Origin of the sequence: Dactylosporangium sp. NPDC006015, assembly GCF_040614215.1 — a bacterium.
Classification (GTDB): domain Bacteria; phylum Actinomycetota; class Actinomycetes; order Mycobacteriales; family Micromonosporaceae; genus Dactylosporangium; species Dactylosporangium maewongense.
This window is the reverse complement of the sequence record NZ_JBEXUD010000015.1, coordinates 69,803-94,513: the sequence shown is the minus strand read 5'-3', so window position 1 is coordinate 94,513 and position 24,711 is coordinate 69,803. Positions and strand designations below refer to the sequence as shown.

The following is a 24,711-nucleotide window of genomic DNA, read 5'->3' as shown; positions in this document are numbered from 1 at the left end:
CGCATCCATTGATATCAGTGGATCAGGGTGGATAGCCTCGACGGGCTCACATCGACGGGGGAAGGTGGATCGGATGATGCGGCCCAGGGTGTCACCCTGCTGCGGCGCGGACGAGCAGCCGGCCGGCGGGCTCAGCCGCCGCGGCGTGCTGCGCGGTGCGGCGCTCGCGGCGGGCGGCGGCGTGGTCCTCGGCCTGCCCGGCACCGCGTACGCGGCACCGGTGATCGACAACCCGTTCGCCGGGTACACCATCACGCAGACCTGGGCGCAGCACCGGGCGAACGGCTCGCTCGGCGGGATCGACTTCGCCATGGCGGTCGGCACCGGGCTGCCCGCCTGCGGCGCCGGCACCGTCACCAACATCCCGAACAACGGCACCGGCGGGCACACCGTGACGATCGCCCACGCCGACGGGTACAAGAGCCAGTATCTGCACCTGTCGGCGTTCGTGCTCGCGAACGGCACGCCGGTGGCCCGCGGCGCGATCGTCGGCCGGTCCGGCGGCGCGGTCGGCGCACCCGGGTCCGGCTCGTCGACCGGCCCGCACCTGCACTGGCACATGATCGACCCGGGCGGCACCCGGATCAACCCGCTCGAATACGTCGCGCAGCATCCGCCGGCGGGCGCGCTGCCGAAGACCGCCACCGAGACGACCGGCACGCCGGACACGGTGTGCTACAAGCGGATGCAGCACTGGCTGCGCCTCACGAACGGCTACACCGGCCCGATCGACGGCGTCCCCGGCACCGCCACGTACTCCGCCCTGCAGCGGGCGATGCGCGGCTACGGGTACACGGGACCCATCGACGGCGCCATGGGCCCCAATTCGTGGCGCGCCGTGCAGAACCTCGCGTCCGGTTACGGGTACACCGGCCCGCTCGACGGCGTGATGGGCCCCAACTCGTGGCGCGGCTTCGCCCGGTTCCTCAACCAGAACGCCTGGGACTGAAACCGCAGCTCGATCTGACCGCCCGGTAGCATGCGTCGCGTGATCGAGGAGCTGATCAGAAAGACCGCCGACGATGACGAGGATGCGGCCGAGGAGCTGACGGCGATCGCGGCCGCCGACCCGCAACGCCTGGTGCCGCACCACCACCTGATGCTCGACCTCGACGTGTTGTGGCCGGCCACGCTGTACCGGGGAGCCGGCGCCGACGTCGTGAGCCGCGTCGTCGAGCGGGTCGACGGCGGGCAGATCCCCGTCCAGCTCAACAACCTGCTGCTCGTCCTCGCGCACACCGGCCATCCGCTCGCGGAGCAGGCGATGCGCCGCTGGGAGATTGCCCCACCGGTCGGGTCGGACGCACTGCACCTCGGTCCGCTGCGGTACGCGGAGCAGGCCGGCTGGACCGTCGGCCCGGACGGCAGCCGGCGCTCGCTGTGCGGCGACGTCGCCTACGAGTGGCACCTGCGCCCGTCCACGCCCGCGGCCGACGGTGGCACCTGCCCGTGGTGCACGTCGCCGCTGTGGACGGCCGCAGACCTCCCCGATGCGGGTGACGCCCTGGCGCACACCGGCTGGCCCGGCCGGCTCGTCGTCCGGACCTGCCACTTCTGCGCCTGCTACACGACGCTGTACAGCGCCGTCGCCCCCGACGGCGGCAGCACGTGGTGGACGGGCAACACCCGCCCCGACTACATCGGCCGCGACGCCGGCCCGGAGGACCCGCCGGCGCTGCTGCCGGTCATGGGCCCGCAGCGGCAGAGCCCGTTCCAGGCGAGCGCGTGGAACGACGGCGGCTCGACGCTCGGCGGCCACCCCGAGTGGATCCAGGACGCCGACCACCCGGCCTGCCCCAGCTGCGGCGAGCCGATGGACTACATCGGCATGCTGTACGGCGGGGACTTCGACGAATTTGGCGAAGGCGCCTACTACCTGCACCTGCACGCCCCGTGCGGGTTCGCCGCGGTCAACTACCAGCAAAGCTGACGTCAAATCGGCTGCTCCCACGGCACCAGCTGGTGGAAGGCGCGGCCGAGGAGGCGCCGCAGGCCGGCCGCCTGCGCCGTCAGGTGCGGCAGCAGCGGGGTCGCGGGGAGCGGGCAGGTCCGCCGGGTCCAGCCCGCACAGATCCAGCAGCGGCCCGGGCCCGGCGGCCGGATCGTCGAACGCGCCGAGCGCCGACCTCAATGCCGCAGGGTCCGGCGGGCACGGCCGGTCGCCGCACCACCACTCGATCGTCAGCCAGTCGCCGGGAGACCACTGCAGCGCCTGGCGGAGCAGGTCGGCGTGGGTCGTCACGGGCGGCCCGAACATCCGGTCGAGCGTAGGGACCGCCGCCGCCAGATTGGTCGTCCCGCGCTCGCGCCCCACCAGCGGCGCGGTGGCCGGCCCCCACGGCGTGTCGCCGGCGCTGACGTCGTCCGCGCGGAACAGGGTGAGCCATAGCAGCGGCACCTCGCCGTCGGCGACGGCCACCACCTGCTCCGCCTCGTACTCCGCGTCCTGCTCCATCGGGTAGATCCCGGGGCCGCCGCCCGTGCACAGGTACACAGCGCTCACCGCCGCAGCGTACCGACCCGCGCGGCCGCCACTGGGCGACCGCTCGTACCGGAGCGGCCACAGCGGGGTGTGACGAAGTGCTCAGATCGCGGCGTGGTGCTCCGATGGGGGATGCGGCAGTTCCCGATCGGCGGGCGGTCTGGTGTAGGCGGGTTACAGATGACAGGTGCGGTTGAGGACGTACGTCCGCGCGGTGCCGGGCCCGGCCGAGGCTTGTCCATCTTGGGACGGATCCTGGCCGCCCTGTTCGTCGTCGCGTTGGCGGCGGCCGGGGTCGGGCTGCTGTCCGTGCAGCAGATGGGGAAGCTCAGTGACGACCTGGACGGACTGCGGGTGCGGCAGGGCGTGAGCGACGCGGCGCTGCAGCGGGTCCGGGCGGCGCAGGCGCTGATGTTCCAGAACCTGTGGTCGTACGCGGCGCAGGGCGAGGGGGCCGCGAAGCGGACGCAGGCGGCGGTCACCGCGTCGGACGAGGTGATGGATCAGGCGCTCACGGACTTCACGTCCAGTGCGTCCAGCGCGGCGACGAAGGCGGCGGCAAGCGAGTTCGGCACGCAGTGGGGCCAGTTCCGGCAGATCCGCGACGCGTTCGTGTTCGGCGCGCCCGCCCCGGCGGGTGCTGTCGTCCCGGGCGACGCGGAGGCGTTCGAGGCGCTCGCGATCAGGCTCGGCGCGGGGCTGGAGAAGGTCGTCCGGGCGCAGCAGGACGATGCCCGCGCCGCGCAGGCCGTCTCGGAGCGTTCCTACGGCCGGGCCCGGAACATCGCGATCGCCGGCATCGCGGTCGGGGTGGTGGCGGCGCTGGCGATCGGCCTGTTCATCTCCCGCATGATCGCCCGGTCGCTGGCGAGGGTGTCCGAGGTACTGAGGGCCGTCGCGAGCGGCGACCTGACCCAGCGCGTGCCGGACCAGTCCGCGCGGGAACTGCAGGCCATGGCCGAGTCGGTGAACACCGCGACGGGCAGCCTGCGCGAGACGGTGACGGCGCTGGCGAAGAGCTCGGAGGTGCTCGGCGGCACCTCCGGCCGGCTCAGCACCAGCAGTGATGAGCTCAACGTGGGCGCCGAGCACGTCAGTGCCCAGGCCGAGCGGGCCACCTCCACCGCCTCGTCGGTGTCGGAGAACATCGGTACCATCGCCGCCGCCGCCGAGGAGATGAGCATCTCCATCCGGGAGATCGCCTCGACCAGCCTCGAAGGCACGCGGATGGCGGGGCGGGCGGCCGACGTCGCCGAGTCCACCAGCCAGACGATGGACCGCCTCGGCGAGACCGGCCAGCAGATCACCCAGATCGTGCAGATCATCACCTCGATCGCCAAGCAGACCAACCTGCTGGCGCTCAACGCCACCATCGAGGCGTCCCGGGCCGGCGAGGCGGGGCTCGGCTTCGCCGTCGTGGCCGGTGAGGTCAAGGACCTCGCGCAGGAGACCGCGCAGGCGACCGAGCAGATCTCCAAGCAGGTCACGTCGATCCGCACCGAGTGCGAGGCCGCGGTCTCCGCGATCGCCGACATCACGTCGATCATCGGGCAGGTCAACGACTTCCAGGCGACGATCTCCGCGGCGGTGGAGGAGCAGTCGGCGACCAGCCTGGAGATGAGCCGGAACATCTCCGAGGCGGCGACCGGCAGCACGGAGATCGCCACCGACATCGAGGCGATGACCGTCGCGGCCCGCCGGTCGGCGGAGTCGTCCTCGCACAACCGGCACTCCGCGGCCGAGCTCGCCTCCCTGGCGGGCGATCTGCAGCAGATGGTTTCGCGATTCCGGATCTGACCTGGGGGAGGAACGTCCACATGCGACACTCACGACTGCGTGCGCTGGGGCTGCTGATGGCCGTGTTCGGCGTGGTGGCCTCCGCGGGCTGCACCGAGGCCATCTCCGCGGCGGACCGGAAGATCACGCTGACGGTCGACACGTTCGGCAAGTTCGGCTACGACGAGTTGTTCAAGCAGTACGAGAAGGACCACCCGAACATCACCATCAAGAGCCGGGTGGTGGAGAACCTCGACGTCTACTGGCCGAAACTCAACGTGTACCTCGCGGCGGGCAGCGGCGCCGGCGACGTCGTCGCGATGGAGGAGGGCGTCACGCCCTTCTACAAGGGACAGTCGGACAGCTTCGTGGACCTCGCCAGGTACGGCGCGAACGCCATGAAGGCCGACTTCCTGCCGTGGAAATGGGCGCAGGGCACCCTCGACAACGGCAAGGTCGTCGCGCTCGGCACGGACATCGGCGGCCTCGCGATGTGTTACCGCAAGGACCTGTTCGCCAAGGCGGGCCTGCCGACGGACCGCGACGCGGTGTCGAAGCTGTGGCCGACCTGGGAGGCGTTCCGTCAGACCGGCGTGCGGTTCAAGACGGCCAACACCGGCGCGGCGTTCGTCGACTCGCCCGACCAGATCCTCGCCGCCGCGTTGTCCCAGGCCGCCGCGGCGAACGACAACGTCACGTACTTCGACCACGACGACAAGCTCATCATCGAGACCAGCCCGGCGGTGAAGACCGCCTGGGCGGAGGCGACGGGCATGGTCGCTTCCGGGCTCAGCTCGAAGATCGAGACGTGGACGGACGCCTGGCACGCCGGTTTCCGCGACGGTACCTTCGCCACGACCGCCTGCCCCAGCTGGATGCTCGGCATCATCCAGGACGGCGGCGGCCCGCAGACCAAGGACAAGTGGGACGTGGCCGCGATCCCCGGTGGCGGCGGCAACTGGGGCGGCTCGTTCCTCTCGGTGCCCGTGCAGAGCAAGCACCCGCGGGAGGCCGCCGAGCTGGCGATGTTCCTCACCTCGCCGGCCAGCCACGTGGCCGCCTTCAAGGCGGTCGGCGCTCTGCCCTCGGACGTGAAGTCGCTGCAGGACCCGAACTTCCTGGCGATCACCAATCCGTACTTCGGCAACGCCCCGGTCGGCAAGATCTTCGGCGAGGGCGCCATGAAGATCCAGCCGATGTACGTGGCGGTGCGGCACCGGCCGGTCGCGGAGACCACGCAGGCGGCCCTCGACGCGTACGTCGCCGGGAAGATCACTGCCGACGCCGCCTGGCAGCAGGCCGTCGCCGCGGCAAAACGGAAGGCCATCTGAGCCGGCGCCGCAGCGTCACGGGTCACCTCCTGTGGACTCCGCGGCGCTGTGGGATTCTGGCTCGACACCGCCCGCTTCGCGTCCGCGTGGAGCGAGCCGTCCCGCCGCCGTACGAGTAGGCCCGCCCGAGGCCTCGGCGCGGCTACCGGTGTGCAGGCACACGGTCGTCGCGCTCACCAGGTCCAGACGACCGACCGGTGCAGCCGCCCTGGGGTCGCGCCCCGGGCGGCTGCGATCGATCGATGTCAGCCGAGCTGCCGGAACCAGGCGAGGGCCGCGGCCGTGCCGGCGATGTTCGCGCCGAGGTGCGCCGAGCCGTTGTACGGGTGCGTGCCGACGTCCACGACCGCGCCGGTGCGCAGGCGGGTGGCGCAGTAGGTGCTGTTGGCGACCGGCACCTGCTCGTCGGCGCGGTCCACGAGCAGCCGGGCGGGCGCGCGGATGCCGTCGCAGGACGCGTCGTGCACGGCCAGGGCGTCCGCGAACGGCCCCGACGGTGCCCGCAGCACCGCCAGACCCCGCGGGGTGAACAGTTCCTCGGGCGTGCCGGGCAGCGTCGCCGCCAGGTCCTCGCCGGTGTGCACGCCGTCGAACAGGGCCTCGACCTTCCCGGCGTACGGTGCGGCGAAGAACTCCTCGGGTCGCTGGTACAGGCCGTGCAGCCGGTTCCACGCCACGACCAGGTAGGCGGTGTAGCCGACGTTGTACGGCGGCGCCACCGTCCCGCCGATGAGGGCCGGCAGCTCGACGCGCCGGGCGTCGTACGCGCCGGCGATCGGCGCCAGCGCCCCCAGCCGGAACCAGCCGTCGCCGCCGCGCTCCAGCACCTGGCCGAGCGCGGTCGCGGCGCTGCCACCCTGCGAGAAGCCGGTCACGTACACCTCGCGGCGCAGCGTGCGCCCCTGACCGGCGGCGACGGTCCGGGCGGCCCGAAGCAGGTCCAGCGACGCCGACGCCTCGGTCGTGACGTCGAGGAACGGGTGCGGCCCCGGCCCGAGCCCCATCCCGAGGTAGTCGGGCGCGACGGCGGCGAACCCGACCGACGCGTACGTCAGCGCCGGCGCCACCGCCCAGCCGTCCCGCCACATCGACGGCGCGTCGGTCCGGTTGAGCTCCGTGCCGTGCGCGTACGACACCACCCGCAGCTGCCGCTCACCGTTGCGCGGCAGGGCGAGCAGCCCGCTGGCCACCGTCGTCCTGTTGCGCGCGTCGACGGTGCGGTACAGCACCTGGTACACCTCGACGCCGTGCCGCACCTCGCCCGGGTCGAACTGTGCCCCGCCGAGCACGTCCCGCACCCCGCTGGCGTCGAGCTCCCGCAGCGGCTGCACCGGCCACGACCTCCCCACGCCATCCGTCCCCGCCCCGTTCCGGCTGCGCCCCGGCGGCCGCGGCGCTCGACGCGCCCACCACCAGCACCAGCCCGAGCACCATCGTGTGCCTGAGAAGTCTCATACCCGCGACGCTATGACTCCCAGCGACCGACCTCGATCCGGTTGCCCGGCCTGTTGCCGGTGGGGCCATCCCCACCCCGGCGGAACGGCTATCGTGCTGGGGTGCTCGACAAGATCGAACTGCGCCTCCGGGCGACCGCTCCGGGTGAGCCTGCGCGCCTGCTGAGCCGCCGGCTGAGTTGGCGGGCCGAACACGGGATGTCGCGGTCGGCGCCACTGCTGGAGCTCGTGGCGCGGCTCGCCGACCGGTTGCGGGGCGACGGGGTCGCCGTGACCAATCCGTCAGGCTCCTCGTTCTTCAGCGAGCTCGACGTGTACGACCTGTTCGTGGCCGAAGGCATCCCGTTCGAGCTGGACGTGCCGCGGCAGATCGAGCTGTCGGACTGGTTCGCCGACGACGGGCCCGGCCGGCGGCCGCTGCTCAGCCTCGGCACGCACCCGGTGTTCGAGGCCGAGTTCAGGAAGTCCTGCCTCTGGCTGCTCGGCGACCACCGGTTCGGCGCGGACGTCGGCGGGTTCCCGATCCACCCGAACCTCCTGGCGCGGGCGCTGTCGGTCCCCGGTGTCGCCGCGGCGCTCACGGCCGAGGTCGACGCGCTCACCGCTTCGCTCGGCGCCGCGCCACTCGGTGAGGTGCAGCGCATCATGTACCGGCTGGGCACGCTGCGAAGCCCGGCCGGCTACGCCGCGTTCAAGCCGTTCCTGGAGCGGATCGCTGCCCTGGACGCGCCGGCCGCGCTGGCGCGGACGTTGCGGTGCGGGCTCCCCGAGGAGCTGGTGTGGCCGCCGTACGAGCAGGCGTCCGCCGCGCTCGACGCCGGGACCATGCGGACCGACCAGGAATGGCCGCTGCTCGCGATCCACGACGCCGGCACGGCGGTCGTGCTCGGCCCGTCCGGCGTCGTCGCCCGCCACGAGCTCGCGGTGCCCGCCCGCGACGGCATCGACGGGCAGTTCCCGCCGCGCTGCACCCTCCACGACGGACGCCTGCTCGTCAGCTGGCAACAGGGCGGCGGCGAACGCGGCTACTGGGCCGACACGCCGGGCGTCGAGTTCGACGCCGACCTGGGTGGGCTGGTGCTCGGGCCGATGACCCGCCTGCCTGTGTCCGAGGACATCGTCCCCGGCGGCCGGTTTGAGCCGGTGCCCGGCGCAGGGCCGGTCCGCCTCCGCTGGCGCCGCGACCTGTGGCCGGACGCGCCCGCGGTGTTCGGCGCCGCGGACGGCGTGACCGGCTGGGACGTCATCGACACCGCCGGCGCCGCGGACGGCGTCACCGGCTGGAACGTCGTCGACATCGCCGGCGGCGCGGTTGTCCGCTCGGTGGACGGGCGTCAGGTGCCGCTGCCGCCAACGGTGCGAACGGCGACCATCATGGGCGTGCTCGCCCTGCCCGGCGGCGGCGACCGGCTGGTGACGGTCGACCAGTTCGGCGCCGTCACGGTCTGGGATCCGGCGACCGGCACCCCCGCGTACGGGCCTGCCAAGCCGGAAGGGCTGCCGCCGGCCGGCTGGTGGGACCTGCTGCGCCCGCGCGACCCGGCCGGCTCGGCGGCGCTGCGGGCCGGCGGACCGGTCACCGCCGTCACCGACCCAGTCCTGGCCGACGCGGTCGGACGGCAGGCCGCCATCGCCGCCACCCTCGCGGCGACCGTCGAGCAGTACCGCGCGCTGCGGCACGAGCCGGCCCGCCCACCGGTCCCGGTAACGGCCGATGACGTCACCATCGCCGACGCCCTGTCCGGCCTCACCCACGCTTCCCGGTTCACCGAGCACCGCCGCGAGTCGAGGACGTCGACGGTCCCCGAGTACAAACTGATGGGGTTCCTCGACGCCCTGCCGGCGGCGCTGGACGGCGAGCGGCCACGCCCGTCCGCCGGCGTGGCCGGCTGGACCCGCGTGCTGGCGGGCCTCGGCGCCGTGGCGCTGCGCGCGGCGATGCCGACGACCCGACCGCCTGAGCGGGAGGTCCTCGCGGCGCTGCTGACCGCGCTCGCCGACGCCGGCCTCGCCGACGGGTCCGCCGGCCTGTCGGTGCTCACCGTCGTCACCGACGACCAGCTCACCGCCGAGCGGACGGCCGGGCTCGGCATGAGGGCCGTCGTCGCGGAGGGCGTCAGTGGCGGGTTCGGCCTCTCCTGCCGCCGGCTCATCGTCCACGGACCGGTCTTTGACCGCCCCGGCCTGCGAGTGGTGGAGCGGATCCCGCTCGCCGGCTGGGGCACCGCCGGCACGGTGCGCCGGTTCGTCGACCTGCTCGCCGAGCGCGGGCCGGTCACCTGGCGCCCCGAGTGGGCCGCGTCGTTCCCCAACCTCCCCGTCGAGCAGGCGACGGTCCTGCTCACCGGGGCGACGTACTGCGCCGCCGCCGACGACGTCACCGTGCCGCCCTCGTACCTGGAGGTGACGGGGCTGAGCGCGGCGGCCGCTCGTACGGCATCGGACGCCATCGCGGCGCTGCCGAAGGGCCGGCTGCTCCACCTGCTCAACGCCGCGATGCCGCTGGACCCCGCGGCGCTGTGGGAGTCCGGCCCCGACACCGCCCGCCTCGCGTCCGCGTGGCGTGAACCGTCCCCGCCGCCCTACGAGTTCCAACCCTGGCTGGAGTGACCGGTGCCGACCACCCCGCCACCACCCGTCGACGTCACGGCGCTGGTACCGGCACTCGCGGCGTACGCGCGGCAGACGGTCCGCCTGCACCCGCGCCCCGGCGCCCCGACCGCCGCCGACAGCTCGCTCGGCGGTCCGCTCGCGTGGCCAATCGGCGAACCCTGGCCGTACTGCCACCCGGGCCGGTGGGACCACACCTTCGACGACGCCCCGCGGGAGCCCGTGCCGTTCGTCCCGGTCCTGCAGGTGTACGCCCGCGACGCGCCGCAGCTGCCGTACCCGCCGGGGACGGACCTGCTGCAGGTCACCTGGTGCCCGTTCGACCACAACCCGTACAGCGCGCCGATCCCACGCCTCGACTGGCGCGACAGCGCGGGATTCCACCAGCCGGCGGCGATCCCCGCGCCGCACCACGCCAGCCCCCGCACCACGGTGCCGGCCCCGTGCTCGGTCAGCCCGGAGCCCGTTCTCGAGTACCCGAGCTGGGACCTGCCCCGCGACCTGTACTACGCCATCCGGTCGGCGACCCCGTACGACTTCGACGCAGAACTGTCCGTCGCCCCAGGCACGAAGCTGGGCGGCTACCCCAGCTGGTGCCAGCTGCCGGAGTGGCCGGCCTGCCCGGCGTGCGGCACCACGATGGAGCATCTGGCGACGGTGGCGAGCCTGGAGTGCGACCCGGGTGGGGAGCGCTGGCTGCCGGCCGGGTCCCGCCTTCGCCAGCCGTCGGGCCTGATGCTGGGTGATGTCGGCAGCATCTACCTCTTCACCTGTACCGCCTGCCCGCACCGCCCGTACGAGTCGGTCTTCCAGAACTCCTGAGGCTCGGCGCGGCCCCGTCCACGGAGGACGGGGCCGCACCCTTCTCACCCCGCGGCGGGCCTCAGTTGACGAACACCAGCGGGCTGCCGGCGACGGTGGTGTCCTTCACCGGGCCGTAGGCGGCGCTGAAGTAGCCGTTCGGGAAGCACGCGGACGGGCCTGAGAAGCGGTTGAACTTCTGGTTCGTGAACGTGATGGACTGGCCGACGTTGTTCGCCACGCCGACCACCTGGTTGAGGTCGGCGCGGTAGACGCAGGTGATGGTGCCGAGGCCCGACGTGAGCTTCATGGTCGTCTGGATCGGCAGTGTGGCGGTGCCGGTCACCTTGACCTGGTTGCTCGGCGGCGAGGTCACGGTGGTGGCGTACGGCAGGTTGTTCACCACGATGCTCTGCACCGCGGTGACGGTCGGGATGCCCGTCGGTGTGCACGACGAGAAGTTCTGCAGGGTCAGCGACTCGCCGGCGGTGCCGGGAGCGGGCACGTTGCTCGTCACGGTGGCGCCGAAGTTCGACACCGTGCACGTGATGAAGCTGGAGCTGCCCGGCGTGCTGTAGAACGTGGCCGTGGTGCCGGTCTTCAGCGGCGCGGAGACCGCGTCGCCGTTGGCCACGTTGGGGCCGCCGACGCTGACGGTGGTCAGCACGTTGACGGTCGCGGCGTGCGCCGCGGCGGGGAGCAGCCCGGCCGTCAGGACCGCGGTGAGCGCGGCGGCGGACAGGGTCCAGAGCTTGCGCATGGAGGAGCCTTTCTCGTGCGGGTACCGCGGCCGTTCAGTGCGCGGACGCGGCGATGGCCTGCTTGAGGTCGCCGAGGCTCGAGTCGACGGCCAGTGACGTGTCCGTCTGGCTGAACACGACGGTGTTGCGTCCGGCCGCGGCGGGCAGGCCGAACACGGTGTTGATGACCCAGTCCAGCGAGCCGCCGATGCCGCAGCCGTTGGCCACCGGCACCCTGACGCTGTTGTCCACCAGCGTCGCGCCGGAGAACGACACGACGAAGGCGCCGAAGCCGTTCGGGTCCGAGGCGAGGTCGATGACGCCGGCGTCACCGGTGATCGGGACGTTGGGCGGCGGCGGGCTGGTCGTGCCGGTGGTCGGGCCGAGCACGATCGGGCTGCTGTTCGAGCCGATGTAGCAGCGCAGCCCGAAGAGCGCGTTGAACAGGTGGAGCTTGATCGGCAGGCGGAACACCGGGGCGGGCTCGCCGGTGGCGAGCGGGATGAACTCGGTGATCGGACCGGCCAGCTCGACCTGGGCGAACGCGCTGGTGACGCCGGGCAGGAAGTTGGCCAGCCCCGGGATCGGGACCTGCAATGGCGACGACGTCAGCGTTTTGCCGTCGGCGGACGGCACGGTGCTGAACACGTTGGCGATGGTGCCGTCCGGGAACTCGACCGTCGGACCGCTCGCCGGCCAGTACACGCCGAACTGCAGCGTGATCGGCTGGGTGAGCGCGACCGTGGTGGAGCCGATCGTGACGCTGCCGCCGCGGGTCACCGAGATGACGCAGCCGACCTGCTGGTTGCCCGGGTCGGCGAGGACCGGGCTGGACAGCGGGCAGTTGCCCATCCCGGCGTAGATGCCGGTCGGCTTCGCGGCCGCCGCCGGTTGTGCACTTGCGGGAGTGCCGAAGACCGCGAGGATGCCGGCGGCCATCACCGCGGTCGCGGCGGACACACGTTTGGAGCGCATGGAACCTCCTGCTGGATTTCGGCGGGGTGTGACGAGTTGTAAACCCGTCGAGTATCTAACGTCAAGAATGCATTCGACGATGATCTGTCCACAGAGATCGAAAACCGCCGGAGTTTTCAACCGGTGAAATACGGGCGACCAGGGTTGACCTGATCAATACCCGCGAGTAACTTCCGGGTGACCGCCGTCCGTCGAGTGCGTGGAGGTCCCGCCATGACCCAGGCCGAAGATCAGGAAGAACAGCCGCAGGGAAAGACCCGCTGGCGCCGATTCGCATTGACGATGGTCATTTCGACGGCGGTTACCGCCGGGCTCGTGGTGCTCACCGGTCAAGGCGTCATCGCCGCGTCCTTCTCGGTGTCCGGCCTGCCGTTCGTGGTGACCGCGGACGAGCTGCAGGGCACGGGCTTCGAGCAGTACGCGGTGCTCGACACGATGGAGCCCGGCAGCCCCAACGAGGGCGACACCGGGGGCCAGCTGATCCTCATCGTCTCGGCGGTCGACAACGCCAAGCTGACCAACCTGTGCCAGAGCATCAACCTCGGCGGGACGAACCTGAAGCTGACCGCCGGCGACGCCCAGCACCCCGTCACCGCCACCAAGCTCATCGTCGACTCCGACCTCATCTCCGGCGACGCCAGCTTCACCTCGATCGACATCGGTCAGGACGCCAGCACGCTGACCCGCGTGCCCGGCGCCACCGGCGGGATCGGCATCTTCGGCCAGCAGGCCGAGACCGTGCGCATCCAGCACCTGCGGCAGAACAACTACGCCACCACGGCCGCCACCTTCATCCTGCCCAACCTGCACATGAGCTTCAGCGACGAGGGCTGCTGAGTTGCGCCGCTCCTTCCGCCGCTGGCGACGCAGCCGCCCCTTCTGGGGCGGCCTGTTCATCGTCGTCGCCGCCGTCGAGATCTTCCTGACGGTCAAGGCCCCGCTGCCGGTGGTGTTACACATCGGCATGCAGGGCCTGGCCGGCTACCTCGTGCCCATCATCATGCTGCTGTGCGGGGTCCTGCTCTGGTTCAGCCCGGAGAACCGCACCTTCTACTCGATCCTGGCCCTGCTCATGGCCCTCGCCTCCTGGGTCACGTCCAACCTCGGCGGCTTCCTGATCGGCCTGCTCCTCGGCCTGCTCGGCGGCTCTCTCGCCTTCTCCTGGCAGCCGGTACCGCCGAGAAAGCCCGACCCGGACGCCATACCTGCCGAGTCCCAGCACGAGAACGACACACCGCTGGAGGCCGAACGCGCCGAACCGTAGCCGGCCAGTTCAATGGCCGGCTGCGACTAACGGTGGTCCAGTCGGTACTGCACCACCGGCGGCACGAGATAGCACGATGCCGCAAACGCGTGACCCGGCTGCGTCGACGACACCAACCAGCCCAGGCCGCGCACTTCGAACAACCGACCTGATTCCGCCTGGCCACCGACAACGAGGTCGACCGCAATCCCACCCGACGCGGCGATTCCCGCCAGCTCGACGGCCGCGTCGCGCAACGACATCCCGGCGTCCTCCGCCAACCGCACAGCAAAGATCAAGCTCGCGTGGCGAACCGGCCAGCCACTGTCCCCGGCGAGCCGGTCAACGGCGAACGACCACACCGTCACACCGGGCGCGGCGGCCGGCCCGCCGAGATCGTCCGGCGATGCCCCACGCACTCGGGAGACCGCGTCGACGACGCAGCCGTGCGCGATCGTCCCGTCCGCCATCGCCGACCTGGGCAGATCGACCACCGCATCCCAGACCGGGAAAGACACCGCCTCGCGCGCGGCAGCATTCGGCCCGTGCACGAAACCAGCCTACCGAGCCCCATCCTTGAGAGGCGGATAAGAGCTGCGGTTGCCCCGGAAGGGCTCGTTCAAGAGGTATCCCGCGACGGCAATTCCGGCCTCATGGATCAGGGATCATGCCGATTTCAACGACAACAGCGTCCACGGCCGTCGTGGTCCGCAGCGGATTGGCGTGATCAGTCAACGGGCGTCACAAACGCTCGGACGAACCAGTGCGAGACAACTGCGCGGTGCAGATGCCCGGCCACCGCCTGCCCCTCGCCGCCCGACAGTCCCAGGAACTCGTCGACGTCAATCCGGCGCCCTGCCACGAGCCCCGGATTGACCACCTCGATCCGATCGGCGTAGACCCGCACGTGCATGCAGGTCGGCTGCGCGAACGGCCTGCTGATGGAGTCGGTGCACCGATGGGCGGCCGAGCGTGGCCGCCGGGTCGAGCCGTTTGGTGTCGACCTCGGCGCGCGGCTGGTCGCGGCGGCGCGTGTCCGGCTGCCGCACTGGGCCGACCGCGCCGACGCCGCCGACAGGGTGCGCGCGCTGGGACTGCGGGTCGCCGGTGTTGCGTACGGGACCGCGGCGAGCGAGGCGTCGTCGACCGCGTGGATCGAGAGGGCGACATCTGCTGTTCATTTGACGTGAGCAGAAAAGCTCAGACACCATTGAGTCAATGAACGCTGAGCTTTCTTCGGTGCAGCGGCGCGCCCGGATTCACGCCGCTCTCGGTGACCCGGCACGCCTGGCCATCGTGGACACGCTCACCCTCGGCGACGCCTCGCCCGGCGAGATCGCCCGTGCGCTCGACCTGCCCACCAACCTCGTCGCCCACCACGTCAAGGTCCTCGACGAGGCCGGGCTCCTCGTCCGGAGCCGTTCGGAGGGGGACCGGCGCCGTACGTACCTGCGCCTCGAGCCCGGAGCGCTCGCCTCGCTCACGGCGCCGGTGCTGACCGACGTGTCGCGGGTGGTGTTCGTCTGTACCCACAACTCCGCCCGGTCCCAGCTGGCCGCCGCGTTGTGGACGCACAAGGCCACGATCCCCGCCGCGTCGGCCGGCACCCAGCCCGCCGCACGCGTCAACCCCCGCGCGGTGGCCGTCGCCCGCCGGCACGGGCTGGTGATCAACGCCGCCGGCACCGCGCACGTCGCGGACGTCGTGCACGACACGGACCTCGTGGTGGCCGTGTGCGACAACGCCCACGAGGACCTCACCCAGGGCGTCCGGCCCCGGCTGCACTGGTCCGTCCCGGCGCCGGCGGACACCGACGCCGCCTTCGAGGCCACGTTCGCCGACCTCGCCGCTCGCATCGACCGCCTCGCACCCGCCCTACTCCCCGGAGCCAACCATGCCTGACGCCCTCGCCGGCTACCATCAGGAGCTCTCCATCGACCAGCAGCTCGCCCTGCGCACCGCCGCGGCGCGGCTCGCCGGTGAGTTCGACGGCACGTACGGCTCCGAGACCATCGAACGGTTCCTGCACAGCAGCTACGACCAGTTCGCGTCGCTGAGCACCGTGCCGAACTTCCTGCCGCTGCTCGCCGAACGCTTCGCCCGGCAGCGCCTGCACGCCCTGGCCCGGGTCGAGGGCAAGCACCGCGACGGCAAACCGGTCGTGCTGTTCCTGTGCACGCACAACGCGGGCCGCTCCCAGATCGCGCTCGGCTGGTTCACCCACCTCACCGGAGACCGGGCCGTCGCCTGGTCCGGTGGTTCGGAGCCCGGCATCGAGATCAACCCGGCGGCGGTCGCCGCGATGGCCGAGCGCGGTATCGACATCACCGCCGAATACCCGAAGCCGTGGACCGACGAGGTCGTCCGTGCCGCCGACGTGGTCGTCACGATGGGCTGCGGCGACGCCTGCCCCGTGTTCCCCGGCACCCGGTACGAGAACTGGGACCTGGACGACCCGGCCGGCTGGGACGTCGAGGGTGTCCGCCCGCTCCGCGACGAGATCGAGCGCCGGGTCCGCCGCCTGATCGACCAGCTCAACATCCCCGCCGCCTGATACTTCGCCCACCAGAGCAAGGAGCACGTACTCGATGACCCACCCAGCACCGTGGCGACGGTTCCTCGCCGAGTTCGTCGGCACCGCGCTGCTCGTCACCGCCGTCGTCGGCTCCGGCGTCATGGCCACCACACTCTCGGACGACGTCGGGCTGCAGTTGCTGGAGAACTCCGTCGCCACGGCGTTCGCGCTCGGCGCGCTGATCCTCACGTTCGGGCCGGTGTCCGGCGCGCACTTCAACCCGGTCGTGTCGGCCGCGGACTGGTTCCTCGGTCGCCGCACCCGCACCGGCCTGAGCGCATCCGACCTCGGCGGGTACGTCGCGGCGCAGACCGCGGGCGCGATCGCCGGGTCGGTCCTGGCGAACCTGATGTTCGACCTCGCGGCCGTCGACTTCTCCGGCAAGGACCGCTCGGCCGGTCACCTGTGGCTGGGCGAGGTCGTCGCCACCGCCGGGCTGATCCTGCTCATCTTCGCCCTCGCCCGCTCCGGCCGGGCACCGGTCGCGCCCGCGGCGGTCGGCGCGTACATCGGCGCCGCGTACTGGTTCACCTCCTCCACGAGCTTCGCCAACCCAGCCGTCACCATCGGCCGGGCCTTCACAGATACGTTCGCCGGCATCGCTCCCTCGTCGGTACCGGGTTTCGTCGTCGCGCAGCTCGCCGGACTTCTGGTCGGGACCGGGCTGCTGCTGGCGCTGTATCCGGACGCCGGTCGCGCGGCAGACGAGGTCGTCGTCGGCCACGCCGATCAGACCGCACGATCGTCCTGAAACCACCAGCACGGAGGAACCGAACCGTCATGAGTGACAAGCCCAGCGTCCTGTTCGTGTGCGTGCACAACGCCGGCCGCTCGCAGATGGCCGCCGGCTGGCTGCGCCACCTCGCCGGCGACACCGTCGAGGTCCGCTCCGCCGGGTCGGAGCCCGCATCGCAGATCAACCCCGTCGCCGTCGAGGCGATGCGGGAGGTCGGCATCGACATCACCGCCAACATCCCGCGCAAGCTGGACTACGAGACCGCCGAGTCCTCCGACGTCCTGATCACGATGGGCTGCGGCGACGTCTGCCCCGTGTTCCCCGGCAAGCGGTACCTGGACTGGAAGCTCGACGACCCGGCCGGACAGGGCATCGACGACGTCCGCCCGATCCGCGACGCCATCAAGGCCCGCGTCGAGCAGCTGATCACCGAACTGCCCGTCACGACCGGCTGAGAGCTCCGCCGCCGGTTGGTCAGGCCGGCGGCGGTTCCACCCGTTCGTCTCCGGAGAGGTTGTCCATGCGCCTGCTCGTCATCGGCGGCAGCGACGCCGGGATCAGCGCCGGCCTGCGCGCCCGCGAACTCGACCCCACCGCCGACGTCACCCTCCTCGTCGCCGACCGGTACCCGAACTTCAGCATCTGCGGCATCCCGTACCACGTCTCCGGCGAGGTCCCGCACTGGCGCAACCTCGCCCACCGCACCACAGACGACCTCGAAGCCGTCGGCCTGCACCTGCAGCTCGGGCACCGGGCCGTCGCCATCGACCCGGCCGCGCACACCGTCACCGCCACCACGCCCCACGGCGACGAGACGACGTTCGGCTACGACCGGCTCGTCGTCGGCACCGGCGCCGTCCCGGCGAGGCCGCCGGTCGAAGGCCTGGACCGGCTCGGCCCGGCTGACGGCGTACACGTCCTGCACACCATGGACGACACCTTCGCCCTCCTGGAGTCGATCAAACGTCGGCAGGCCCGGACCGCCGTCATCGTCGGCGCCGGCTACATCGGCCTGGAGATGGCCGAGGCGCTCACCACCCGGGGACTGCACGTCACCGTCCTGGAACAGGTCGACCAGGTGATGCCCACCATCGACGCCGAACTCGCCGAACCCCTCGCCGAGCACCTCCGCGCGCACGGCGTCACCGTCCAGCACGGCACCCAGGTCCACGCGGTCACCGCGGACGGCGACCGGCTGCGGGTCGACACCGCAGCGGGGTCGCACCACGGCGACATCGTCCTCGTCGTCACCGGTGTACGGCCCGACGTGCAGCTCGCCGCCGACGCCGGAGCGGCTCTCGGTGTGCGCGGCGCGATCGCCGTCGACCGTGGCATGCGCACCAACCTGCCCGACGTCTACGCCGCAGGAGACTGCGTCCACACGTACCACCGCATCCTCGACCGCAATGTGTACCTGCCGCTGGGCAGCACCGCCCACAAGCAGGGCCGCGTCGCCGGCGCCAACGCCCTCGGCGGCGACGCCGTCTTCGCCGGCTCCCTCGGCACCCAGGCGGTCAAGGTGTTCGACCTCGTCGCCGCCGGCACCGGACTGCGCGACCACACCGCCCGCGATGCCGGCTACGACCCGGTCACCGTCGCGACCACCGCCGACGATCACAAGGCGTACTACCCGGGCGCGACCCCGATCCGGATCAGGGTCACCGGCGACCGGACCACGGGGCGGCTGCTCGGCGCACAGCTCCTCGGCCATCGCGGCGCCGAGATCGCCAAACGCGTCGACGTCTTCGCCGCCGCGATCAGCTACGGCGCGAGCGTGGCCGACGTCGCCGACCTCGACCTGTCCTACACCCCGCCCCTGGGCAGCCCGTGGGACGCCGTGCAGGTCGCCGCCATCGGCTGGGAGCGCGTCAGCTCGGCGGTGCCTCACCGGTGACCATGAACACCACCTGGTGTCCAGCATCGACGGCGTGGTCGGCGTACCGCTCGTAGTAGCGGCAGATGAGCGTCAGGTCGACCGCGGCCTGTACGCCGTGGCCCCACTCGCTGAACAACACCCCGAACATGTCCCGGTGCAGCGTGTCGACGATGTCGTCGCTGAAGATGCTGTCACCCGGTGAGGAGGCGGGGCACGACCCGGGCCGTCAGGATCAGGCGGGTGAGGCTGGCGCCCGTGGCGATGGCGAGCGGCCAGGTGAACGTCAGCGGCAGCAGGACGGCCCCTACGAGGATGGCCGCGTCGAGGGCGACGAGCCCGAGACCGGCGGCGCCGGCGATCCTGGTGCGGCGGTAGCTGCGGCGGGCGGTAGCGGCGAACACCATCGCGGTGACGACGGCCAGGAAGCCCACGCCGAACGCCAGTCTGACGGGTGCCGGCACGGGCCAGCTCCAGGCGTGGCCGGTGACCATCGCCACGGCCCAGCAGCCGCCGACGGCGGGTCCCGAGGCGACGAGGGCCCGTGCGGCGCGACGGCCGGGGGACTGGTGGACGAAGGCCGCGATGATCACGTCCGGCTCGCCGAATTCGGCGATGGTCTCGCGCGCTGCGGCGTCGGGGTCGAGGCCCTGAGCGAGGTGCCGTGCGTAGGTCTCGGCCAGGCCGTCGGCGAGCTCGTCGACCGCGTCGGCGGGCAGGTGCCGGGCGAGCGCGGTGACGGCGTCGTCGATCAGCTCGTGGCCGGCCACGGCGGCCTGTCCAGCAGGGTGGTGACGGCGGCGGCGAACTCGTGCCAGTTGACCCGGTCGCCGGCGAGTTTGCGTCGGCCTGCCTCGGTCAGCTCGTAGATGCGGCGGCGGCGGCGCGTCTCGGCGTGCGACCAGGTGCCGCTGATCAGGCCCGCGGCCTCGAGGCGGTGCAGTGCGGGGTAGACCGTGCCGGTGGGCAGGTCGAACCGTCCGCCGCTGCCCTCACGTAGCGCCTCCTTGACCGCGTATCCGTGCCGCGGGCCGTCCTCGAGGGCGGCCAGCAGCAGCACGTCGAGGTGCCCCTTGAGCGCCTGCGCCTCGGCCTTCATAGGTAGTTATGCTACCGTACGAACGTAGGTAGGTTAACTACGTATCTGGTCGGAGGCGCGCATGTCGCCGGTGTTCCTGACCGCGCTCGCGGTGCACGTGGCCGCGGGTCTGACCGGAGTCGTCGCGGGTGGCCTGGCGGCCGCCTCCCGCAAGCGGCCCGGCCGCCATCCGTGGGCCGGTGCGGTGTACCTGTACGCGATCGGCGGCGTGTTCGCGACGGCGACCGTCATGGCAGTCCTGCGCTGGCGGCACGACTGGCACCTGTTCCTGATCGCCGCGGTCGCGTTCGCGCTGGCGCTGTCCGGCTGGTGGGCGCGCCGTGCGCGGCCCCGCCGGTGGGTGGTCTGGCACGGCTCGGCCATGGCCGGCTCGTACATCGCCCTGCTGACCGGGTTCTACGTCGACAACGGTGGCCGGCTGCCACTGTGGGATCGGCTGCCGCCGGTGCTGTACTGGCTGCTGCCCGTCGCCGTGGGTGCCCCGCTCACGTGGCGGGCGCTGCGGCGCGACGGCGCGCTGCGGGTCAGCCGGTCGGCGCCGTCGTCTCCACCGTGAGCAGACCTGCGAGCTGGCGCATGATGCCGGGCCGGGCCCGGTAGTAGACCCACGTTCCGCGCCGGTCGGAGTCCACCAGGCCCGCTTCGCGGAGGGTCTTCAGGTGGTGGGAGATCGTCGGTCCGGACAGCTCGAACGCCGGGGTGAGGTCGCAGACGCAGATCTCGCCGTCCGGCGCGGACGCGATCATCGACATCAGCTGCAGACGGACCGGGTCGCCGAGCGCCTTGAACGCAGGGGCGAGCACGGCGGCGGTCTCCGCGGGGATGCGGCGCTGCGCGATCGGCGGGCAGCACGGGGTGTCCGCGTTGAGGTCGGTGAGGGTGAGCACCGCCGGCTGTTTTGACATGCCTCTAGGTTGACAGATCTCGAATCAGCGTGCAACTGTTTGATTCGACGGACGTCAAGACAGCTCGTCCCGCACGATGAGGAGATCGCCATGTTCCGCTTCCCCCGCCGTTCCGCTGCGCAGGCCGGCGTCCGGTTCTGCGACGGCTGCGCCGAGGTCAGCACCGCTGCCGACCGTGCGTGGCGCCGCGTCGAGCGCACCCGCGCCGAGCTCGCCGCACTGGCCGGCCCGCGCTAGCCGACACCGCTCAACCCGACCTGATCCACGAACACCAACAACCTTATGGAGCACACCATGACCAGCACGCAGACTCAGGGCGGATTCGCCGGCGACCCGGCGGCAGCCCTCAACGTCGCCGGAACGAGCGGCTGCTGCGGCAACCCGCCCGAGGCGACTCTTACCCTGCCGGAGCCCGCGAGCTCCGGGCCCTGTTGCGGCACCACCGCGGAGGCGACCGAGGCCGGCGCCTGCTGCGGTACGTCGGCGAAGGCTGAGGCAGTCGCGTCCGGCGCGGGCTGCTGCGGATGAGCGCCGCCGCCAGCCGGCCGGCATCGGTCGCGCAGATCCTCGCGGAGATGCTCGGCGCGGTCTCCGGCGACCGGATGGCCGCCACTGTCGCCGCCCTCGCCGGGGAGCCGTTCCGCGGGCGGCGGGTCGGTTCGGCTGGCGGCGCCGCGGCCCGCGCCTGGCTCGCCCAGCACCTGGCCGATCTCGGCGCGGCGGTCAGCCTGGAGCCGTTCGCGGTCCGGTTCGTCCCCGAGGTGTACACGACGCCGACCGTCGACTGGCACGACGGCACCACGACCCGCCGGCTGGCCTTCGGCCGTGATGTCGCCGTCCACCTCGCTTCCGCCGACCAGCCGCTCATCCAGCGCGGCGGCCTCGCGGTCGCCGGAGCCGGTGATCCTGCCGGCCGGTGGCTCGCCGTCCCGGCCGGGATGACGCTCTTCGACGCGTACGGCCATGCACACGGTGCGGTCGGGCTGTTGTTCGGCCGTGGGGTGGACGCCGACGGCTGGCACTACACGATGCTCGCCGGCCCGAACCCCGGCCCGCTGCCGATCCTCACCCTCGACACCGCCACCCACACCGCACTGTGTGCCGCGGCCGGCAGCGGTGCGGCCTGGCTGGCCGCAAACGCGCCGATCCGCCGGCTCGACGTGCCTGCCACCAACCTGCACGCCACGTGGCCCGCCGGCACGGGTGCAGAGGTGCTGCTGACGGCGCACTATGACGGGGTCGGTGACCATCCGGGGCTACGCCAGCCGGCGGCGGCCGACAACGGCAGCGGCGTCGCCGTCGTCCTCGAGGCGGCCCGCGTGCTGAGGGAAGCCGGTCTGCGGCTGTCGGTCGCGCTGCTCGACGCGGAGGAGGCCGGAGCGCTCGGCTCCGCCCACCATGCCGCACAACTGCGGCAGGCAGGCGCCGCGCCGCTCGTCATCAACGTCGACGGCGCCGGCAACCTGCACCAGGCCGCCGCAGTCGAAGCCGGCGGGCCCGCACATGCACTGCTTGCGGCGCTCGACCAGGCCGGGCGGCACACCGGGCTGCCGCTCGTCGCGGGGCCGGTCGCCTCGGACAACCGCCGCTACGCGGCCGAGGGCCTGGCCGCAGTCGGGATCGGCGCGGGGATGGCCGGCTACCACAGCCCGGCCGACACCCCGGACCGCGTGGAAACGACGACGCTTGCGGCCGTCGCGCGACTGGTCGTCGCAACGGGCTGGCTGGCGGCGACCGACCCGGCTACACTTCAATCGTTGATCGGCGATAGACGATGAAGTTGGTGCTGCGTGAGCGAGTTGCTGGACAGGGCGGCCGCGGAGGAGTACGCGTCCTGGTTTCGCGCCTTGGCGGACCCGTCGCGGGTGCAGATCGTGGAGTACCTCGCCCGGCAGGGGAAGCCGTTGAGCGTCGGGGAGATCGTGGCGGCCGTGGGTCTGGCCCAATCGACGGTGTCGCAGCACCTGAAGATCCTGACCGAGGTGCGGTTCGTGCTGGTCGAGGCGGTCGGCACCGCGCGGCACTACCGCATCAACGCCGCCTGCATCGCCTGCTTCCCGTCCGCCGCCGACGTCGTGATGGGCAAGCCCGCCCCGAGCCCGATCGGAGGCTGCGCGTGACCGACGTTGCGATCCGCCCGATGACGGCCGGGGACGCGGCAACGGTCCTGGCGATCTACCAGGCCGGCATGGACGCCGGCAACGCCAGCTTCGAGGACACCGCCCCCACGTGGGAGGCGTTCGACGCCGGCAAGCTGGCCGGCCACCGCCTCGTAGCGGTCGATCCTGGCGACACGGTGCTCGGCTGGGTCGCTGTGTCCCGGGTCTCCGCGCGTCAGGTGTACGCCGGGGTGGTCGAACACTCCGTCTACGTCGACCCCGCTGCCCAGGGCCGCGGCGTCGGCCGCGCGCTGCTCGACGCCCTGGTCGTCTCCACCGAAGCGGCCGGGATCTGGACCATCCAGTCCGGCGTCTTCCCAGAGAACACCGCGAGCCGCGCACTGCACCGCGCCGCCGGCTTCCGCGAGGTCGGCATCCGCGAACGCGTCGGCCGCCACGCCAGCCAGGGCAACCGGTGGCGTGACGTCGTGTTCATCGAACGCCGCAGCCAACACGTCTAGCGCCATGGCGTAGCACCGCAGTGCGCCTTCGTATTTCGAATTCTGTCAAGACATTGGAGATCGTTGTGAGCAACCGTTTGGAAGACCTGCCCGTCGTCGTCATCGGTGCCGGCCCGGTCGGTCTGGCCGCCGCCGCACACCTGAACGAGCGCGGTCTGCCGTTCGTTGTTCTCGAGACCGGCGACGGCCCGGCCGCCGCGATCCGGCAGTGGGCTCACGTCCGGCTGTTCTCGCCGTGGCGGTACAACATCGACGCCGCCGCCCGCAAGCTCCTCGCCGACGCCGGCTGGGTCGAACCCGACGCCGAGCGACTGCCGACCGGCGGGCAGTTGGCCGAGGACTACCTGCAGCCCTTGGCGGACCTGCCCGCGCTGAAGCCGCACGTGCGCTACGGCTCGCGGGTCGTGGCAGTGACCCGGCTCGGCCTGGACCGGTTGCGGACCGCCGGCCGTGAGTCGGCGCCGTTCCTGGTCCGCCTCGCCGACGGCGATGACCTCCTCGCGCGGGCCGTGATCGACGCGTCCGGCACCTGGTCCACCCCGAACGTCCTCGGCGCGTCAGGCATCCCCGCGCACGGCGAGACGGCCGCCGCCGCGTACATCGAGCACGCCCTGCCCGACGTGCTCGGCGTCGACCGGGACCGGTTCGCCGGGAAGCGGACCCTGGTCGTCGGCGCCGGGCACTCCGCCGCCAACACCCTGCTGGTCCTGGCCGAACTGGCCGAGCAGGTCCCGGGCACCGGGGTCACGTGGGCGATCCGGGCGGCGACGCCCGCCCGCACCTACGGTGGTGAGACCGCCGATGCCCTCCCGGCTCGCGGCGCGATCGGCACCCGGCTGCGCGAGCACGTCGACGCCGGCCGCATCCAGCTCATCACCGGGTTCTCCGCCGAGACGCTGAAGGTCCTGCCCGAGGGTGCGGTCGAGGTGTCCAACGGTGAGCGCGTCGTCGTGGTGGACCGGATCGTGTCCGCGACCGGGTTCCGCCCGGACCACGGCTTCGTGTCCGAGCTGCGCCTGGACCTGGACCCGATCCTGGGCTCCACCCGCGCCCTGGCGCCGCTCATCGACCCGAACGAGCACTCCTGCGGCACGGTCCCGCCGCACGGCGTCGACGAGCTCGCGCACCCCGAGGCCGGCTTCTACGCCATCGGTGTGAAGAGCTACGGCCGCGCCCCGACGTTCCTGCTCGCCACCGGCTACGAGCAGGCACGGTCCGTCGTCGCTGCCCTCGCCGGGGATTGGGACGCTGCCCGCGACGTGCAGCTGGACCTGCCCGAGACCGGCGTGTGCAACAGCAACCCGGTCGTCGGCGAGGAGACCGTCGACGCGGCCGGAGGCGGCTGCTGCGGCGCACCCGCCGTCGATACGGCGCCAGCCGGGCGGGGGTTGGCCACGGGCATCTCCGGTGGGCTGCTGTCGTCCCCGCTGACGCTGATCAGCGCCTCGGCGCCGGCCAGCGGTGAGCAGTCCGGCAGCTGCTGCAGCTGAC

General features: G+C 72.3%; 30 protein-coding genes. 21 read left to right on the top strand and 9 right to left on the bottom strand.

Annotated elements, in window-relative coordinates; all coding sequences use genetic code 11:
- Window positions 1-73: 73 nt before the first annotated feature.
- From ABZ321_RS26485 to ABZ321_RS26470, 4 genes are all read left to right on the top strand, one after another.
- Window positions 74-949: a M23 family metallopeptidase gene (locus ABZ321_RS26485; protein WP_354895821.1), complete on the top strand. Its 876-nt coding sequence runs from the start codon at window positions 74-76 to the stop codon at window positions 947-949.
- Window positions 950-988: 39 nt separating this feature from the next.
- Window positions 989-1,930 carry a hypothetical protein gene (locus tag ABZ321_RS26480; RefSeq protein WP_354895818.1) on the top strand — a complete coding sequence of 314 codons (942 nt, stop codon included), beginning with the start codon at window positions 989-991 and terminating at the stop codon, window positions 1,928-1,930.
- Window positions 1,931-2,725: 795 nt separating this feature from the next.
- Complete coding sequence (locus tag ABZ321_RS26475; protein ID WP_354895815.1) at window positions 2,726-4,279, top strand: methyl-accepting chemotaxis protein; 1,554 nt, start codon at window positions 2,726-2,728, stop codon at window positions 4,277-4,279.
- 20 nt (window positions 4,280-4,299) lie between these two features.
- Window positions 4,300-5,589, top strand: coding sequence for an ABC transporter substrate-binding protein (locus ABZ321_RS26470; protein ID WP_354895812.1), 1,290 nt, complete (start codon window positions 4,300-4,302; stop codon window positions 5,587-5,589).
- A 245-nt stretch (window positions 5,590-5,834) separates the two neighbouring features.
- Here the strand turns inward: ABZ321_RS26470 and ABZ321_RS26465 are convergent, their stop codons facing one another.
- Window positions 5,835-6,920: a lipase gene (locus ABZ321_RS26465; RefSeq protein ID WP_354895809.1), complete on the bottom strand. Its 1,086-nt coding sequence runs from the start codon at window positions 6,918-6,920 to the stop codon at window positions 5,835-5,837.
- 225 nt (window positions 6,921-7,145) lie between these two features.
- Here ABZ321_RS26465 and ABZ321_RS26460 point away from each other — a divergent pair, with 225 nt between their 5' ends.
- Together ABZ321_RS26460 and ABZ321_RS26455 are read left to right on the top strand one after the other, a co-directional pair.
- Entirely contained in the window at window positions 7,146-9,653 is a 2,508-nt protein-coding gene (locus ABZ321_RS26460; RefSeq protein WP_354895806.1) for a hypothetical protein, read from the top strand.
- 3 nt (window positions 9,654-9,656) lie between these two features.
- Complete coding sequence (locus ABZ321_RS26455; RefSeq protein ID WP_354895803.1) at window positions 9,657-10,475, top strand: hypothetical protein; 819 nt, start codon at window positions 9,657-9,659, stop codon at window positions 10,473-10,475.
- A 61-nt stretch (window positions 10,476-10,536) separates the two neighbouring features.
- On the opposite strand, the gene ABZ321_RS26450 is transcribed toward ABZ321_RS26455, so the two are convergent.
- Both ABZ321_RS26450 and ABZ321_RS26445 read right to left on the bottom strand, forming a co-directional pair.
- Window positions 10,537-11,214: a Tat pathway signal sequence domain protein gene (locus ABZ321_RS26450; RefSeq protein ID WP_354895800.1), complete on the bottom strand. Its 678-nt coding sequence runs from the start codon at window positions 11,212-11,214 to the stop codon at window positions 10,537-10,539.
- A gap of 34 nt (window positions 11,215-11,248) precedes the next feature.
- Window positions 11,249-12,169, bottom strand: a complete 921-nt coding sequence (locus ABZ321_RS26445) for a hypothetical protein (RefSeq protein WP_354895797.1) — start codon at window positions 12,167-12,169, stop codon at window positions 11,249-11,251.
- A 213-nt stretch (window positions 12,170-12,382) separates the two neighbouring features.
- On the opposite strand from ABZ321_RS26445, the gene ABZ321_RS26440 reads away from it, so the two are divergent.
- Both ABZ321_RS26440 and ABZ321_RS26435 read left to right on the top strand, forming a co-directional pair.
- A complete protein-coding gene (locus tag ABZ321_RS26440; protein ID WP_354895794.1) occupies window positions 12,383-13,006 on the top strand; it encodes a DUF6230 family protein in 624 nt (207 codons plus the stop codon).
- 1 nt (window position 13,007) lies between these two features.
- A complete protein-coding gene (locus ABZ321_RS26435; protein ID WP_354895791.1) occupies window positions 13,008-13,433 on the top strand; it encodes a DUF6114 domain-containing protein in 426 nt (141 codons plus the stop codon).
- Window positions 13,434-13,459: 26 nt separating this feature from the next.
- On the opposite strand, the gene ABZ321_RS26430 is transcribed toward ABZ321_RS26435, so the two are convergent.
- Together ABZ321_RS26430 and ABZ321_RS26425 are read right to left on the bottom strand one after the other, a co-directional pair.
- The gene (locus ABZ321_RS26430; protein ID WP_354895788.1) at window positions 13,460-13,963 is read right to left on the bottom strand and encodes a hypothetical protein; all 504 of its coding nucleotides are present in this window, start codon (window positions 13,961-13,963) and stop codon (window positions 13,460-13,462) included.
- A gap of 176 nt (window positions 13,964-14,139) precedes the next feature.
- Window positions 14,140-14,325: a hypothetical protein gene (locus ABZ321_RS26425; RefSeq protein ID WP_354895785.1), complete on the bottom strand. Its 186-nt coding sequence runs from the start codon at window positions 14,323-14,325 to the stop codon at window positions 14,140-14,142.
- On the opposite strand from ABZ321_RS26425, the gene ABZ321_RS26420 reads away from it, so the two are divergent.
- The 6 genes from ABZ321_RS26420 to ABZ321_RS26395 all read left to right on the top strand — a co-directional run bounded on the left by ABZ321_RS26420 (window position 14,324) and on the right by ABZ321_RS26395 (window position 18,617).
- Window positions 14,324-14,602, top strand: a complete 279-nt coding sequence (locus ABZ321_RS26420; protein ID WP_354895782.1) for a hypothetical protein — start codon at window positions 14,324-14,326, stop codon at window positions 14,600-14,602. The two genes, ABZ321_RS26425 and ABZ321_RS26420, sit on opposite strands and share 2 nt — an antisense overlap.
- A gap of 28 nt (window positions 14,603-14,630) precedes the next feature.
- Window positions 14,631-15,314 (top strand): helix-turn-helix domain-containing protein, encoded by a 684-nt coding sequence (locus tag ABZ321_RS26415; RefSeq protein WP_354895779.1) that lies wholly within the window; start codon window positions 14,631-14,633, stop codon window positions 15,312-15,314.
- On the top strand, window positions 15,307-15,966 hold the full coding sequence (locus ABZ321_RS26410; RefSeq protein ID WP_354895776.1) for an arsenate reductase ArsC: 660 nt from the start codon (window positions 15,307-15,309) through the stop codon (window positions 15,964-15,966). The genes ABZ321_RS26415 and ABZ321_RS26410 overlap by 8 nt, the downstream gene beginning before the upstream one ends.
- 34 nt (window positions 15,967-16,000) lie before the next feature.
- Window positions 16,001-16,738 (top strand): MIP/aquaporin family protein, encoded by a 738-nt coding sequence (locus ABZ321_RS26405; RefSeq protein ID WP_354895773.1) that lies wholly within the window; start codon window positions 16,001-16,003, stop codon window positions 16,736-16,738.
- Between the two features lie 29 nt (window positions 16,739-16,767).
- Window positions 16,768-17,178, top strand: coding sequence for an arsenate reductase ArsC (locus ABZ321_RS26400; RefSeq protein WP_354895770.1), 411 nt, complete (start codon window positions 16,768-16,770; stop codon window positions 17,176-17,178).
- 65 nt (window positions 17,179-17,243) lie between these two features.
- Window positions 17,244-18,617: an FAD-dependent oxidoreductase gene (locus tag ABZ321_RS26395; RefSeq protein WP_354895767.1), complete on the top strand. Its 1,374-nt coding sequence runs from the start codon at window positions 17,244-17,246 to the stop codon at window positions 18,615-18,617.
- Here ABZ321_RS26395 and ABZ321_RS26390 read toward each other — a convergent pair.
- Genes ABZ321_RS26390 through ABZ321_RS26380 form a run of 3 tightly spaced genes read right to left on the bottom strand, consistent with a single transcriptional unit; the run spans window position 18,592 to window position 19,695 of the window.
- Entirely contained in the window at window positions 18,592-18,747 is a 156-nt protein-coding gene (locus tag ABZ321_RS26390) for a hypothetical protein (RefSeq protein WP_354895764.1), read from the bottom strand. The genes ABZ321_RS26395 and ABZ321_RS26390 overlap by 26 nt on opposite strands.
- Window positions 18,748-18,790: 43 nt before the next feature.
- Window positions 18,791-19,366 carry a permease prefix domain 1-containing protein gene (locus ABZ321_RS26385; RefSeq protein ID WP_344505499.1) on the bottom strand — a complete coding sequence of 192 codons (576 nt, stop codon included), beginning with the start codon at window positions 19,364-19,366 and terminating at the stop codon, window positions 18,791-18,793.
- Window positions 19,348-19,695, bottom strand: coding sequence for a helix-turn-helix transcriptional regulator (locus ABZ321_RS26380; protein WP_354895761.1), 348 nt, complete (start codon window positions 19,693-19,695; stop codon window positions 19,348-19,350). Before ABZ321_RS26380 ends, ABZ321_RS26385 begins: the two co-directional genes overlap by 19 nt.
- 61 nt (window positions 19,696-19,756) lie before the next feature.
- Here ABZ321_RS26380 and ABZ321_RS26375 point away from each other — a divergent pair, with 61 nt between their 5' ends.
- Window positions 19,757-20,251, top strand: a complete 495-nt coding sequence (locus ABZ321_RS26375) for a hypothetical protein (RefSeq protein WP_354895758.1) — start codon at window positions 19,757-19,759, stop codon at window positions 20,249-20,251.
- Here the strand turns inward: ABZ321_RS26375 and ABZ321_RS26370 are convergent.
- Window positions 20,220-20,600 (bottom strand): metalloregulator ArsR/SmtB family transcription factor, encoded by a 381-nt coding sequence (locus ABZ321_RS26370; RefSeq protein WP_354895755.1) that lies wholly within the window; start codon window positions 20,598-20,600, stop codon window positions 20,220-20,222. The two genes, ABZ321_RS26375 and ABZ321_RS26370, sit on opposite strands and share 32 nt — an antisense overlap.
- Before the next feature lie 90 nt (window positions 20,601-20,690).
- Between ABZ321_RS26370 and ABZ321_RS26365 the strand changes: the two genes are divergently transcribed.
- From ABZ321_RS26365 to ABZ321_RS26340, 6 genes are all read left to right on the top strand, one after another.
- Complete coding sequence (locus tag ABZ321_RS26365) at window positions 20,691-20,837, top strand: hypothetical protein (RefSeq protein WP_344505492.1); 147 nt, start codon at window positions 20,691-20,693, stop codon at window positions 20,835-20,837.
- Window positions 20,838-20,894: 57 nt separating this feature from the next.
- Window positions 20,895-21,128 (top strand): hypothetical protein, encoded by a 234-nt coding sequence (locus tag ABZ321_RS26360; RefSeq protein ID WP_354895752.1) that lies wholly within the window; start codon window positions 20,895-20,897, stop codon window positions 21,126-21,128.
- Window positions 21,125-22,378, top strand: a complete 1,254-nt coding sequence (locus tag ABZ321_RS26355) for a M28 family peptidase (RefSeq protein WP_354895750.1) — start codon at window positions 21,125-21,127, stop codon at window positions 22,376-22,378. Before ABZ321_RS26360 ends, ABZ321_RS26355 begins: the two co-directional genes overlap by 4 nt.
- A gap of 12 nt (window positions 22,379-22,390) precedes the next feature.
- The gene (locus ABZ321_RS26350; protein WP_344505488.1) at window positions 22,391-22,720 is read left to right on the top strand and encodes a metalloregulator ArsR/SmtB family transcription factor; all 330 of its coding nucleotides are present in this window, start codon (window positions 22,391-22,393) and stop codon (window positions 22,718-22,720) included.
- Complete coding sequence (locus ABZ321_RS26345; protein ID WP_344505486.1) at window positions 22,717-23,220, top strand: N-acetyltransferase family protein; 504 nt, start codon at window positions 22,717-22,719, stop codon at window positions 23,218-23,220. Before ABZ321_RS26350 ends, ABZ321_RS26345 begins: the two co-directional genes overlap by 4 nt.
- A 65-nt stretch (window positions 23,221-23,285) precedes the next feature.
- Complete coding sequence (locus ABZ321_RS26340; protein ID WP_354895747.1) at window positions 23,286-24,710, top strand: NAD(P)-binding domain-containing protein; 1,425 nt, start codon at window positions 23,286-23,288, stop codon at window positions 24,708-24,710.
- Window position 24,711: the final 1 nt, after the last annotated feature.